12 protein-coding genes and 1 pseudogene are annotated in these 13510 nt (G+C 58.3%); 1 reads left to right on the top strand and 12 read right to left on the bottom strand.

The genetic code is table 11. The annotated features are described in order from the left end of the window. Nucleotides 1-79 precede the first annotated feature (79 nt). From AC07PT_RS29060 to AC07PT_RS29035, 6 genes are all read right to left on the bottom strand, one after another. Entirely contained in the window at nucleotides 80-1414 is a 1335-nt protein-coding gene (locus tag AC07PT_RS29060) for a glycosyltransferase WbuB (RefSeq protein ID WP_494658992.1), read from the bottom strand. A gap of 148 nt (nucleotides 1415-1562) precedes the next feature. Continuing rightward, complete coding sequence (locus tag AC07PT_RS29055) at nucleotides 1563-2096, bottom strand: hypothetical protein (protein ID WP_494658991.1); 534 nt, start codon at nucleotides 2094-2096, stop codon at nucleotides 1563-1565. Nucleotides 2097-2099: 3 nt separating this feature from the next. Continuing rightward, nucleotides 2100-2837, bottom strand: coding sequence for a tyrosine-protein phosphatase (locus AC07PT_RS29050; protein ID WP_494658990.1), 738 nt, complete (start codon nucleotides 2835-2837; stop codon nucleotides 2100-2102). Between the two features lie 36 nt (nucleotides 2838-2873). Next, nucleotides 2874-5165 carry a GumC family protein gene (locus tag AC07PT_RS29045; protein WP_494658989.1) on the bottom strand — a complete coding sequence of 764 codons (2292 nt, stop codon included), beginning with the start codon at nucleotides 5163-5165 and terminating at the stop codon, nucleotides 2874-2876. A gap of 108 nt (nucleotides 5166-5273) precedes the next feature. Further along, on the bottom strand, nucleotides 5274-5873 hold the full coding sequence (locus tag AC07PT_RS29040; RefSeq protein ID WP_494658988.1) for a polysaccharide biosynthesis/export family protein: 600 nt from the start codon (nucleotides 5871-5873) through the stop codon (nucleotides 5274-5276). 19 nt (nucleotides 5874-5892) lie between these two features. Further along, entirely contained in the window at nucleotides 5893-7290 is a 1398-nt protein-coding gene (locus AC07PT_RS29035; RefSeq protein ID WP_494658987.1) for an outer membrane beta-barrel protein, read from the bottom strand. Between the two features lie 602 nt (nucleotides 7291-7892). Here AC07PT_RS29035 and AC07PT_RS29030 point away from each other — a divergent pair. Continuing rightward, complete coding sequence (locus tag AC07PT_RS29030; RefSeq protein ID WP_494659011.1) at nucleotides 7893-8651, top strand: transglutaminase-like cysteine peptidase; 759 nt, start codon at nucleotides 7893-7895, stop codon at nucleotides 8649-8651. A 79-nt stretch (nucleotides 8652-8730) separates the two neighbouring features. On the opposite strand, the gene AC07PT_RS29025 is transcribed toward AC07PT_RS29030, so the two are convergent. The 6 genes and pseudogenes from AC07PT_RS29025 to AC07PT_RS29000 all read right to left on the bottom strand — a co-directional run. Next, complete coding sequence (locus tag AC07PT_RS29025) at nucleotides 8731-9132, bottom strand: hypothetical protein (protein WP_494658986.1); 402 nt, start codon at nucleotides 9130-9132, stop codon at nucleotides 8731-8733. Beyond that, nucleotides 9129-9563 (bottom strand): phage holin family protein, encoded by a 435-nt coding sequence (locus tag AC07PT_RS29020; protein WP_494658985.1) that lies wholly within the window; start codon nucleotides 9561-9563, stop codon nucleotides 9129-9131. The genes AC07PT_RS29025 and AC07PT_RS29020 overlap by 4 nt, the downstream gene beginning before the upstream one ends. Then, nucleotides 9563-9877 (bottom strand): glycine zipper domain-containing protein, encoded by a 315-nt coding sequence (locus AC07PT_RS29015; protein WP_494658984.1) that lies wholly within the window; start codon nucleotides 9875-9877, stop codon nucleotides 9563-9565. Before AC07PT_RS29015 ends, AC07PT_RS29020 begins: the two co-directional genes overlap by 1 nt. 856 nt (nucleotides 9878-10733) lie before the next feature. After that, nucleotides 10734-11567 (bottom strand): hypothetical protein, encoded by an 834-nt coding sequence (locus AC07PT_RS29010; RefSeq protein WP_494658983.1) that lies wholly within the window; start codon nucleotides 11565-11567, stop codon nucleotides 10734-10736. Nucleotides 11568-12114: 547 nt separating this feature from the next. Further along, the gene (locus tag AC07PT_RS29005) at nucleotides 12115-13176 is read right to left on the bottom strand and encodes a choice-of-anchor U domain-containing protein (protein WP_494658982.1); all 1062 of its coding nucleotides are present in this window, start codon (nucleotides 13174-13176) and stop codon (nucleotides 12115-12117) included. A gap of 133 nt (nucleotides 13177-13309) precedes the next feature. Then, a pseudogene (locus AC07PT_RS29000) lies at nucleotides 13310-13510 on the bottom strand (hypothetical protein); the annotation flags it as partial.

Raw genomic sequence — 13510 nt, 5'->3', positions numbered from 1 at the left:
CGGGCAGGAGGATAAAGGTAAAAAAAGGCCGGGCCATGACGACCGACCGCTGTAAACACACACCAATGGCACTGCCATGTCAAACCCTTTCATCGCGCAAAGCGCGATCGTCTGTCACCAGACTGGGTTGCAAGGGCTGGCCCTGAACCAGGGCATGCAAGTGGCCCGCAAAACGCGTCAGCACGGCCGCCTGGTCCAGATGGGTTTCGGCATAGGTGCGGGCTGCAGCGCCCATGGCTTGGCGCAAACCCGGGTCTGCAGCCAGTTGCAGCACGGCCTGCGCCATGGCGGGGGCCAGTTCGGGTGGCACCACCAAGCCCAGTGGCTTGGCACCCGTGCCAGCCCCGGCATCGCCCCCCACCACGCACGCCAGTTCGGTGCCTGCATGGGCGGTGGCCACCACGGGGCGGCCACTGGCCAACATGCCCGTCAATTTAGAGGGCATCACCAGGTCTGCTGCATCGGCCCGTTGCGGCAGCAAGTGGATGTCGGCCAAGGCCAGCAAGCTGGGCAGCACCTGCAGCGGTTGCAGATCTAAAAAGCGCACCTGGCTCAGCCCCTGGCAGGCCTGGCTCAAGGCATCGCGCCCGGCGCCGTTGCCGCAAAACACAAACACCAGGCGCTGTGCCACCGGATCGAGGGCCTGGCTGCATTGCTGCGCCACCTCGGCCAAAATCTCCAGGCCTTGCTTGGCGCCCATGTTGCCCGAGTAAAGACAAACAACGGCTTCGGGCGCAATGCCCAAGGTTCTTCGCAACTGGGCCACGCCGGCATGCTCGCGCGGCAATCCAATGTGCGAAATGTCCACCCAGTTGGGCAGCATTTCGGTGGCGCGGCTGGGCACACCTTTGTCATGCAGCATGCGCCGCATGTTTTGCGAAATGGTAGACACCACATCAAAGCCGCGCAGCACCTGGCGCTCCAGCCGCAAGGCCAGGGCTTTGAGCCTGGGGTTTTTGAGAATGCCCAGTGAAAACGCAGCATCCAACTCAAAATCTTGCACATGCAACCAGGCCTTGGCACGGGCCAAGCGGGCCACCAGCCAGGCTGTGGGGGTGCACATCAGCGATGGGGCCACCACCCACACCACATCGGGCCGCCAAAAAAGCTGGCGCAACATCACGGGCAGGCTGCTGGCCGCAAAGCTCAGGTGGTGCAAGATGCGGGTGGCCCCCGTTACCCGCTTGGGCACCCACAACGGGCAGCGCCAAACGCCCACCCCGTCGTGCTGTGCCCGGCTGTAGCGGCTGGCCGAAAAGCCTTCGCCCACCTGCCAACTGGGGTAATAAGGTGGTGCCGTCACCACCCGCACATCGTGCCCCTGGGCCGCCAGGTGGCGGGCCAGTTCGCCGGTGTATTTGCCAATGCCAATCACCTCGGGCGAATAATTCAAGCCGTATAGCAATATCTTCATGCAGGCCTCATACCAGGGCAGCTTCGCCAAGGCATGCCTTGCACATTCGCCTTGGGCGTGTGTGCAAGGGTTTTGCGAGCTTGGGTCCGGTCAATGCTTGTGGTGTCATTTTTATATCGGGCCTAAGCCCTCCCTTATTGCCTGGTTGTCATGGGCAAGCCCCGCGGGGCAAGGCTTGCAAATACGGGCTTGGCGTTACCTCACTGGCCGTGTAGCGCAAGGCACGACAAGCCCATGCTGTGCCAGGCCCTTTCAAGGCCGGGTTCGCACTCAAATCCGCAGCCAGGGCGGCGTTCTGCGCCAGATCAGGCGACATGGGCCGCAAGGTGGCAGCTTGGCTGAAGCTGGTGTAGGCCTGCTGGTAAAAATCACGCGCCAAGTCGGGGGCCGCTTTGGCTTGCAAGGCATAGGTGCCATACAGGTAGCCCATCTGGTCGTGCAATTGAGAATCGCTGGGTGTCTGGGCCAAGCCCTTGGCCAGGTCATCACGCCAAGCGCCCCATTCTTTAAGGGGCACGGGCCGCGGGTGTGTGCGCCACTGCTCTACACCTGCGCGGGCCCGGGCCGTGCCCAGGTCGGCCAGCGCCGCGGGCCACAAGGTGCTACCGGCAGCCACCAGCAACACCAGGCCCGCCAGCAACAGCGCCCACTGCAGGTATTGGCGGGGGTGGGGCTTGGTCATCGCTCAGCCCAAGCCCAAAATGCTGGCCGGTGTGGCCCTGAAAAGGCGGTCGGCCCGGCGAGCGCCGTATTCGTCTTCTACCGCTTGCCGGGCTGCAGACAGTTGTGGCGGGCGGTTTTCCATGTTGTGGGCATCGCTGGCCACCACGGCCACAGCGTCTTGCTCCATCAGCGCCCAGGCGGCTTTTTCAGAGTTTTTGCCAAAATCGCCCAGCAGCGACCCACCAGTGACCTGCAGCCAGCAGCCCGCGGCAATGTAAGGCTGAATGCGGTCCACATCGGCCATCACATGCTTGTTGCGCTCGGGGTGGGCAATCAGGGGGCGAATGCCCTGCTCTAGCAGGTTGTACACAAAGCCCAAGCCCCAGGCCGGCAGGCCCTGGTGCGGAAACTCAAGCAGCAACACCTTCATGCCCTTGTGCTCGCCCAAAAAGGGTACCTCGTGGGCCAACAACTGTTGCAGCGATTCATCAGACGCGCGCAATTCGGCCCCTGGGTACACCGCCAGCGGAATGCCCTGCTCATTCAACACCTGTTGAAAGGCCTGAACATGCAGGGCAATGACCGACTTTTGGTTGGGGTAGCGCCCGGGGTGGATGTGCGGCGTCATGGCGCTGGCAGTGATGCCGTCGGCCACCGCGGCCCGGGCCAAATCGAGCGACTCGGCCAGGTTGCGGGCACCGTCGTCTATGCCATGCAAAAAATGGCAGTGCAGATCGATGATGCCGGTGGATGCAGTCATGGGCTAAATAGGGTCTGTTAATTCACAGCGAGCAGCTCAAGCCGCTTTTTTGCCGGTCTTGCCTTCGGGCTCGCTGCCATAGGCTTCGCCATAGCCGGCCTTGTAGCCATACTTGCCGTAGCCGTATTTGCCATAGCCCGAGTATTCGCCGTAGTACTTTTCGGCCTGCTTGAAGTCGAAGCGGTTCAGCACCACGCCCATGATCTCGCCCTCGGCACGCCGAATGCGTTGCAAGCCCTTGCGTGCCAATTGGTAAGGAGTGTCAGCCGCCTTAACTGCGTAGATCACACCCGTGGCATGGGCGCTGATCACCAGCGCATCACTCACCAGTTCCACCGGGGGCGAATCGATCACGATGATGTCGTAGATGGCTGCCAACTCATCGAGCGTGGACTTGAACTTTTGCGACAGCAGCAGCTCCAGTGGGTTGGGCGGGATGCGGCCCGAGCCCACCACACTCAAGCTGCTGCCCGGCACGGCCTGCAGGCAATCGTCGAGCACCGCAGTGCCCGCCACCAGTTCAGACAAGCCCTTGGCACCTGGTGCCAAATCCAGCCCCTTGGTGATGGCGGGGCGGCGCATGTCGGCATCAATCAGCAGCGTGCGCTTGGTTTGCGCATGCGCCAAAGCCAAGTTGATCGAGAAAGTGGTTTTACCCTCACCCGGCAAGCTGGAGGTCACCAGCAAAATCCGGTTAGGGACATCAATGGCCGACAAGAGCACACCCGTGCGGGCAGTACGAATCGCTTCGGAATAAATGGATTTGGGGTTATCCAAAAACAGGCGTGCACTGGCCACACGGTCGGTATCACCTTTGTCAAGCAATGGCAAGGTGGTCAGCAAAGGGGCCTTGAGTTTGGCCTCTACGTCCTCAGTGGTTTTGATGGTGTTGTCAAGCCTGTCAAGCAGCAGCGATACCAACACACCAATGAACAAGCCCACCATGAACGCGATGGCGATGATCTGCGGCTTTTGGGGTTTGACAGGCTTGTTGGGTACCACGGCCGCATCCACTACACGAGCCACAGCACTTTGCAAATCACCCGAAACATTGGTTTCTTTGGCTCGCTTCATGAACATGTCGTAGATCTGACGGTTGGAATCCACCTCTCGTTCCAAAACGCCCAGTTCAAACTCTTTGCGATTCAGGTTCTGGATGCTGCCACGCGCGCTATTGAGAGTGCCTTCCAAAGCGCGTTCTGTGCCCAGGGCCACCTCGTACTCACGGGTCACACTGCCCACTACAGCTTCCACTTGGCGTTTCACATTTTCACGAGCGCTTTTAAGCGTGGCCTCTGCAGCCACATATTTGGGATGCTCAAAACCGTAACGCTGAGCCACCTCGGACATGGTGCGCTCAGCTTCTGCCTGTGAACGCATAGCGTCAGAAACATTGTTGTTACGAACCACGGCCGGAAGGCTGCTGTAATCACCACTTTTCCCCACAGATTTGATCTGGTTGTAAGCGTTTTCAGCTTCCGCACGACGTAAGCGGGTTTCCACCAGCCGTTGAGTAACCTCTTCAATTTGCTTGCCGGCACCGCTTTGAGCAGCACTTTTGACGTCAATAATGCCCGCTTTCTCACGATAGTTTTGCAGACTACGTTCCGATTCATCCAACTTAGTCTTCAGTGACGACAGTCTCTCTTGCAACCATCCGCTGGCCTGTTTAGTCATTTTGTAGCGAGCGTCGAGATCATTCTCAATATATGTGTTCGCCAGAGTGTTTGCGACCAATGTTGCCAAGGCAGGACTGCTAGATTCGAAGCTCACCTTCGCCAGCTGGCTCAGGCGAACAGGCTCAATCGACAATTGCTTGCTGAACTTTCCATAAACAGCATCAGCCAAGGTGGCAGTCGTCCACTCCTTGGGCTCAACAGTGTCGCTGATACCTAATTTTTCAAGTAATTCCTGAAAATCACTTTTTTCTTTTTTCCGTGGATCAAACTCCGGATAATCCCAAAGCTTTAATGCATCAATCGTGCGCATCGCCACTTCACGAGACTTGATAATTTCAACCTGGGTCTGAAAATACTCCCGATTCTGACTGATACCGCTGTATACATCCTCAATTGAAACCACCTTATTTTTATTAGCTTCAATCAGTACAGTTGTGGTCGCACGATATACAGGGGTCAATACAAAAACAATCACACCTGCTAGCAGAGCGACAACCAAGCCGAAGGCTAAAATGGCCCATTTGCGTTTTGTAACACTGCGCCAATACTCTACCAAGTCAAGTTTATTGGCGCCATCTTCAGCGTCATGCAGTGATATCTGCTTGTGCTTATGCAGAGGCTCGGCAGCAGGGGTAGCGGTCAATAACATGTGTGACAGACTCAATTCGGGCAGCCACACTCAGCATGAGGCCGCATTTATAACTAACATGCAACAATCGGGCTACGGAAAGCCCACGGCAGCAAATTTAGGCGTGCCTCAAAAAAAACTTTCTTCAACCGTCAAAATATCACCAGGCCCAATGAATGTATTCAAATCTACCTTTTGAGCTCGCTGGCTAGGATCATCTTCTCGAATCACGAAAATCTTACTAGGCGAGGCGCGCTCTTTAAACCCCCCTGCCAAAGATACAGCCTTACGAACAGTCAATCCCGGCTGGAATGGATATCCCCCAGGTTTATCCACCATGCCATTCACATAAAATGGGCGGTATTCATCAATCTGCACCGATACCTTGGGATTAACCAAGATCCGACCCTTGAGGCCCCCCACAACGATGGCCTCTAAGTCGCCCACAGTACGGCCTAAAACCTTGATCTCACCTATTGCCGGAAAGCTAATGGTGCCAGCGTCAGTAAGTCTGATCTTTTCACGGGTAAATTCATCTTCGCCCAACACTCGGATGCTGATCACGTCGCCCGCGGCCAGTTTATAGCTGGACAAAGCTGACACCCGAACAGCAGCCTGAGGGTTCAATGAATACTCAGCATCTGCTGCTGCAACCAAACCTATCCCGCCAAGCAGCAGTACACCGGCAACAGCCGCTTTGATTGAGCACAAAAATCGAAACAAAGTCACAGGCTGTGCCCCTCAGCAATTACAGAGTGCCTTGCAGCGAAAAGAAAGTGGAGTTGCGATTGAACTCATTTACAGCTTGATTTGATTTGCGCTTGGTGTACGCCCACTGTGCTCCAGCACGCCAATTGCGACCCACCTCGTAAAAAACACCAATCGAGGCGTTATCGACATTATCGGTTCGGCCTGCACCATCATATTCAGACTTCAAGGTACCCAAGCTGGCTGTACTGGTCAGATTACTGCGCCATTTGTGATTCCAACTAACCAAATTACCGGTATTGATCAAGTAGTTACCCAAACCGGTCGAGTCCGCCAGTGTGCGGCTGCTGATGAACTCAAAGTTGGAATAAGTCAACGGCGACCATTTCACAGACCCCTCCCAGGCCGTACCGCTAGCGCTGCCAAAACCACCATCAGAAAACGTCTTTTTTGCCGAGCCGATTTTAAAAGCACCCGACGTCTTGGCCGTCGCATCCCACACCACACCCACATAAACACGGCGATCGTTGTTGGTATAACCGGTATTGTTCACGTAATTGGCATGCACCTGATTCAACTCAAACATCATGCTGGTACGGGGCGCGACACGATAATAGAACCGACCAGCAACACCAGTTTTGTCCTGATTCAAAGCCGAGGTGATCGTCAAGTTATTCTGGTAGCGCTTAGAGATGTAATTACCCTCCACCTCAATACGGCCTTGAGCATCCTTGGCACCATAAGCATAAATGGCACGAGCGGTTGGTGCATTCCAGCGATTAGGCGTTGCGGTAGCTGTGGTGTTAGTGGTGCCACGAGCGTCCGATGTATCAATATACCCAACATCCCAACCCAAGCTGCTGCGACTGCTGAAGAAATTATCCCCCGCCATATTGAAGTTATGGTGATTGAAATTATCAGCAGAACTGGCGGTGTACTTGGTGTAATTACCTTGATAACGCAAAGTATAGCGATCACCACGGGTTTTCAATTCACCCACAATATCTGGCTGCAGCGAATACAGATTCGACGAAACACCACCGCTGCTGGCGCCATTCACGTTGCTGTTATGACCAAAACCTGCCAGCGCAGAGGCATAAACAAAAATACCGTTATCAAAACGAACCGGCAGGCCATTGACGGGGGCGGTCAAGATAGAGGTGTCCGAACCCCTGTCACGACGACCAATGCCCGTCAACTCATACGAAGGCGTAACCGCCAACTGGCTCATGCTGCCGGTCGTACCCGGGGCACTGAACAACCCACCCATGAAGCCTACGTCACCAGCCGGAGCCGAGGGGGCCGTGGGGGTGTTTGCGCTGTCTGCAGCGCCGCTGGCCTTGGTGGCGGCGTCGCCGCTGGATTGGGCTTGGGCCGACATGCAGAAGCAAAGGGTTGCAACCGCAAGGGCCAGAGGGTGGGTGTGATGTTTGTTCATGTCCGTGGCACTCTTCAAAAAGTGTTGATAGATGTCGCGGGGATGCCGCGCCTCGCCTGCACGCACTCACCTTGCGCGATGTCAATGGCAAATGTGTGAAGATGTTAACATGAGCCCTATTTTTTGCAGTACTAACCCTAATAATGAGTTCAGAAACTTTGTAACGCCTTGTCCGGTGCTGTGCAATCGAACTTGCGGCTACTCAATCTGTACCACCAAACGGGGCATCCGACCCTCACCCATTTGAGTGAGGGCCGCGCTTTCTAGCGATGTTCACGATTTAGCCGGGTATTGAAAATCAAAATGATCAGTTAAGAGGTCATTAATTGAAAAATATGATTACAATCCGTTTCAAATCGATTCGGCCCAGCTTATGTGGCCCTGTTGGCAATGGGGGCTGATCGTGCGCTGATAGCGTTGTCTTGTGCGCACAGCGACCAAACTTGGCAGGGCCAAGCAACAAGACGGCTGGGGTAGTTGTATCTCGCGTGCAACACAATTTGCCTTCGCAACCCGCGATTGGGCCGCGGCTGGGGCCGGTTTTTGCGGCACTGCACACAAAACACCCCACCCCTGAGCGCAGGCGCTACCATTTGAGCCCGATGCACCTGCCCACCCACCCCCCTACCCCCCGCCGGGCCCAGGCCGGCCAGGGGCCAGGTGCCTTTGTGCGAATGGGCCGGCTGCGTGCCTTGTGTCGGCCCCGGCGGGCTTTGGGGGTGCTGTGCCTGGGCCTTGTGCTGCTGGCCTGCCAAAGCCAGGCCGATCTGGTTGATTTTTCGCGCAACCTGCTCGGTTGGGCCGAGCAACGCTGGGGCGCCGGGGCCCCAAGCCGCATGCTGACCTGGCAACGCATGGTGCGCGATGCCCAGGCCCAGGTGGCGGCCAATAAACTTGAAGTGCCCCAGTTGCTGCTGCGCTCCAACGATTTTTTCAACCAAATACCGTACATGACCGACGCTCGGCATTGGGGTGTGGACGATTATTGGGCCACGCCGGTTGAATCGCTGGGCAGCCTGGCGGCCGACTGCGAAGACTACGCGATTGCCAAATACCTGACGCTGAAAGAGCTGGGTATTCCGATTGACCGCCTGCGCATCACCTACGTGCGCGCGCTGCGCCTGAACGAGGCGCACATGGTGCTGGCCTATTACCCCACCCCCGACGCCGACCCACTGATTCTGGACAACCTGAACCCCGTGATTCGCCCCGCATCGCAGCGCACCGACCTCGAGCCGGTGTACAGCTTCAACGATGACGACCTGTGGCTGCCCAATGGCACCGCCCGCAAGGGGGGCTCAAGCCAGGTGCGTTTATGGAAAGAGCTGCAGGCCAAGCTGCAGCGCGAGCAGCAGATGTAGCCAGCGGCCGCAAGGCCGCTGGTACGCACCCGGGCCGCACAAGCTGGCCTGCGGGCAGGCCCCAAGCTGGGCCAGGGGTTCAGCGGCGGCGCAGCAGCATGGGCAATACCCAGCTGGCCAGGCGCATGAGCCGCGATGGGCCCAGCATCAGCACCACCCCAACCGCCCCGGCCGCCAGCAGTGGCTGGCCGGTGATCAGGCGCAGTGTTTTGCTGCGAGGAAAACCGGTGTCGTTCACCGGTGCGCCCTGCTGTTTGGCTTGCAGCTCTGCGATGGCGGCCTGAATGCGGCGGGTTTGCCGCAGCAGGCGTTGGCGCTCGATGCGTTCTACCAACTGGGCCTTGCGGTCGACCAGGCTGAGGGATTGGTCAGACACATCGGTGATGGGCAAGGCGTTGGCGGCCTGATCTGCAGCGGCGTGGGCCGGTGCGCCAGGGCCTGCCTGGTGAGGGTGATGGTGGTGGGGGCGGTGGTGGGTCACAGGCCCTCCTTGAGGTCGGCCCAGTCACGGCTCAGCTCGCGCCGGGTCAGGGCAAAAGACTGCTGGCCCTGGCGGGCCACCCGCACCAGCGCCACCAGCACCCAGGCCCAGGCCAGTGCCCAGGCGGCAGCCACGCCCCACGCTGCGCCAAGGCGCCAGGGGGTGTCCCAAAACTGCACCAGCACGGCCGCCGACAGCACAATGAACAGCACCACCGTGAGTGCCGCCGCAGCCACCGCCAGCACCAGCAGGCGGCGCAGGCGTTGTTTTTCTTCAGCCCACTCAATGCTCAGCAACTCAACCCGGTCTTCGGCCGCCAAGGCGGCCTCGGTGACGGTGTCGCGCAGGCGTTGCAGCGAGGCCTCAAGCCCCAGCAGCGACAACCACCTGAAGCGGCCCGCGGGGCGAGCGCCGGGCTGCGCCTCAGCCATCAGCGGCGGCCCAGCAGAAAGCCGACCAGGGCGCCCACAGCCAGCGCGGCGCCAGCCACGCGCCAGGGTTCGTCGTGGGCGTAGTCGTTGGCCACGCGTGCCGCTTCGCGAGCCTGGCGGGCAGCCTCTTGGGCCGCGCGCAAGGCGCTGACGCGCACGCTTTCAATGCCAGCATCCATGCGGTCGCGCAGGGCGCGGATCTCGGGCACGGCATCGAGCTCTTTGCGGCCGATGAGGCTGCGCAGATCAGCGACCAGGTTCTCGAGTTCGGTCTGGGTAGAGTTACCGGCAGATTCGGTTGTGCTGGAAGACATGTTCTCTCTCCTGGGTACAAGACTCCGGTTGGGCCATATGCCAACCGACGAGCATGTTCCTATATTAAGCACAGTCGGCGGCACGACATTGAGCGTGGTCAATTGCGGGGTCGCTACCGACCGACTGTTCGTTAACGGATGTAAGCAGCCTACGGGCTGCAAGCGCGGCGCCTGCGCGGACGCAGGCCTGCCGCAGCACGCCGGGCCGCCTTGGCAGGCGGGTGCCATGCAAGGCTCACGCAGTCACCTCACGATACAAATAAGGCACACATCGAAATGAGCCGCAGGCAGCCTGGCGCAGGGCTGCACAAGGCAAACTGAAGCCCTGCCGCCCCATCAATCGCCCATCAGCCACCCTGACAACAGGCCCAAAGCATCTGCTGCCACGCCAAAGCGAATAACACCCCATGCCGCAGCATGCCCTACACGCTGCTACGGCAGGGCTTGCGCCCAGGGCGCAGCGCCCCCATTTTAGAAGGGCGGGCTTGCTTGTCAGTACTTCAGGATTCTTTTTCGGCCTGTTCCGCGCCGGAGGTTCAGCATCGACCCAACGACCTGCAGGTAGACCGCTGCGCAGTAGTCGCATTCATGTCGCTTAGAACCCGGTATCAATCGCATCCATAAAGGTCTTTTCATTCGCGAAAGTCCGCTGCCACATTGACGGCATACCAAGTGGTATCTGCTGCTGTTTTCAAAATTCATAAGGCTTTCACGTTGATTGGAAGTTGAAGAATATTGAATTTACTTGTTCCAGGCCTTTCAAGGCTGGCATGGCGCGCATAAAAACACACTGAGCCAGGGGGTGACATTTTTTGAAGAGGCGATTCTGATAAAAACGATGCTTGGCTTTGGCCACTCATGACCCGTACCCCTCAGCCGCCAGAGGGCCCGCAGCATGCTTGCGACTCACAGCCTCATTATTTTTTATCAGGTCTGGAATCATTGAATTGGCTTCAAGGCGATGAATGTCGGGCGATAATTTTTGAAAATCATTCAAACCCGGAATTGACTGAGCCATCATCACATCCACAATAGGCAAATGACTGACATCACTAAAAAGCAGCAGGCTGCCATACTTGACTGAGCCCAACTCACACCGAATCACTTGCATCAAGCGCTTTTCAGGAATACTGATTTTAAAAACACAACTGTAGTTTTTATTCTGTGTCGGTTTGTTGAATATACCCATCGACAGATAGCTGATCTGCGGAAAATCCCCCTGCAGATCGCATGCAAGGCTGATGGTGGCCAGCACCCCCTCTGGCGAGCATCCGCGAACGTCCTCTTCTTTCAGGCCAAACAGAGAAAAAAACATCCGATTGACTTTAGTGGCCTGGCCAAGTTGGTCAAAAAGGATCCAGCCGTCATAGGCATTTCTTCGGGTGCGGACGTACTTGAGCAGACGCTCGGCGATCTCTTTCCCTGACTCGGGTACATCGCCCGCGATGAAAGGCCCGGAGGGCGGGAAATCGCTGTCCGTGGTGTGCAGATGCGTGCCGCCGTCGGCTCTAGCCGGTGCCGGCGCAGCGGCACGACGGGTCAAGCGCGTAAAGAAATGCATCAGCCCCCCCCCTCCAGGCAGCCGCTGCAGCACCTTGGCCACAGCGCCCGTGCAGCGGCCTGCATCCGACCTCGGCCCAGAGGTCAAGTTTGACGGTGGCTTGGGTTTCCCCGAAGAAATGTCATTCATAAATGACTTTCAATGCAAAAGCAAACACTTAGAATCATTAGTGATTATTGTGATGCATATTATTATCACTTATATATTTTAGAATCCAGTTGCAAATACGTCAACAAAAGTTCTCTTTAGGCGCAATATTGCACGCAAATGTAAAGATTTTATGTTTCCGGCTAGTGACGACGTGGTACTCAAAAAAGGCCAAAGTAGAGGCAGCCGAGGCCGTTTGGGGGCGCTTGCTCTGTCTGAGCGAGCTTGCGAGCGCACTGACGAAATCAGTTGCGGTGGTGCATCCAGCAGCGCTGGTGTGCGGATGTTTGATGTTTTGGGCAGAGCGCCTGTGCGCCCCCCGCGCTGTGAAGCAGCCGCGCCCTCCGAGTGGAAAAAAGCGGCGTCACTGCGCAGCAGCAGCCGTCGGTTCCCGTTCCCATCGTCCCGTCGGGCACGGCGAGCAGCGCAGACTTGGGCGGATAAAGGGCTCGCGTGAATCAGTGGACTGCAGACGACTGTCGACGCCGGCGCCGGCGCAAGCCCAGCATGGCAAGCCCACCTGACAGGCTCAAGGTGGCCCACCCGGATCAGCGATGACTCCGTTCTGGGTGCCGTCGTCATCACCCTGACCACCGTCGACCAAAGGCAAAGTGATGGTGTAGGTGCCAATCTGGGCCGCGTCAAAGCGATACCAATGAGCGGTGTCACTGAGCGATGTCTCGCCGTATTTCATGTACACCGTACCCGTTGGCAAGGGGCTGGAGAAGGTCAGCACCAATGTGGTCGAACCGCCTTGAAGGCCCGTCAAGCTGACGTCAAACAAGCCCTGCGGAAAGGTGTACCCAGCAGGGGGTGCCGCCACAGGCGACTTGGCATGCCCGGAGACAGGAATAAAGCCAGCCGAGTTGGTGGTGCCAATCGTCCATCCATTGCTCACCGACTGGGTGGCACGTCCGGTGGTGCTGCTCGTGACGGTTGAGTTGGGGGCCGAGCAGGTGGGCGAACTGCTGCCGCCATTGCTGCCTTGGCAAGTCCAGGTCCATAGTGAACCCACGTTGACGGCCGAGGCTGCGCCTGGGTTCAGGCATAGCCCTGCCCCGTTGGGCATGAAGGGCGTGGCGGCCACAGTACCGCACTGGCCATTGATGGCGGCAGCCGGCACCGCGGTCGATGCAGCCGAACAGGCCTGAACCCCTGTCGCAGTACCCGTGGCGGCCACCGGGGTGACGCAGAAGAACAGGTACTTGCCCACATCGCCGGCCACCGGGTGTAGTTGATGCCTGTGGGCCGTCTTGCCTGTGCCGTTGCTGTTGGCACCCACGTACCAGGCGTACTGGCTGGTGGCTTCGGCGTTGCTCTCTGCGTCGCTGTAGGTGTAAGTGCCGGTCAGTTGCACGCCGACCTGGGCCGTGCCGGCGATGCCCACTGCGCTGGCCACCGGCACGGCGTTCAGGGTGGACAACGTGAAGTTGACAGCGCTACCCGCGGCATTGCCGGCCCGGTCCACCACGTTGGCGGCGCTGACTGCCAGGGTGTCGCTGTTGGCCACCGTGGCGCAGCTGCCCAAGGTGAGCACATAGCTGGTGGCATAGCCATTGCTGGCTTTATCGGGTACGGTGGTGTCGATCAACACGCCACTCAGGCTGTGGGGGGGTGAAGGTCAGGGTTGGTGTTTGCGAGTAGGCGTCCTGGATGGTGCCACTATTCAATTGCGCCGGGCTGCTGATGCTGATCGGTGCGTGTCAAGGAAGTTGTCGCCTGATTCATGCGCGCCGAGGCGCTTTATCCTGTGCTGATGGCGGCGTTTCGATGGGCTCCAAATCCCGCTCCGGGTTGAGCTTGACCACCGCGATGTGATCCCAGTTTCGGGTGTGTCTGGCCCACCTGGCCGGATGGCATTGGCGGGCCTGCTGGTACAACTCATCGCGGCGCTTCAATATCTCCACGTCCTGCCCAGTGTGGCG

Source organism: Curvibacter sp. GW821-FHT09D12 (assembly GCF_059416245.1).
Note: the sequence above shows the minus strand (reverse complement) of the source record. Positions and strands in the feature narration are given on the sequence as shown.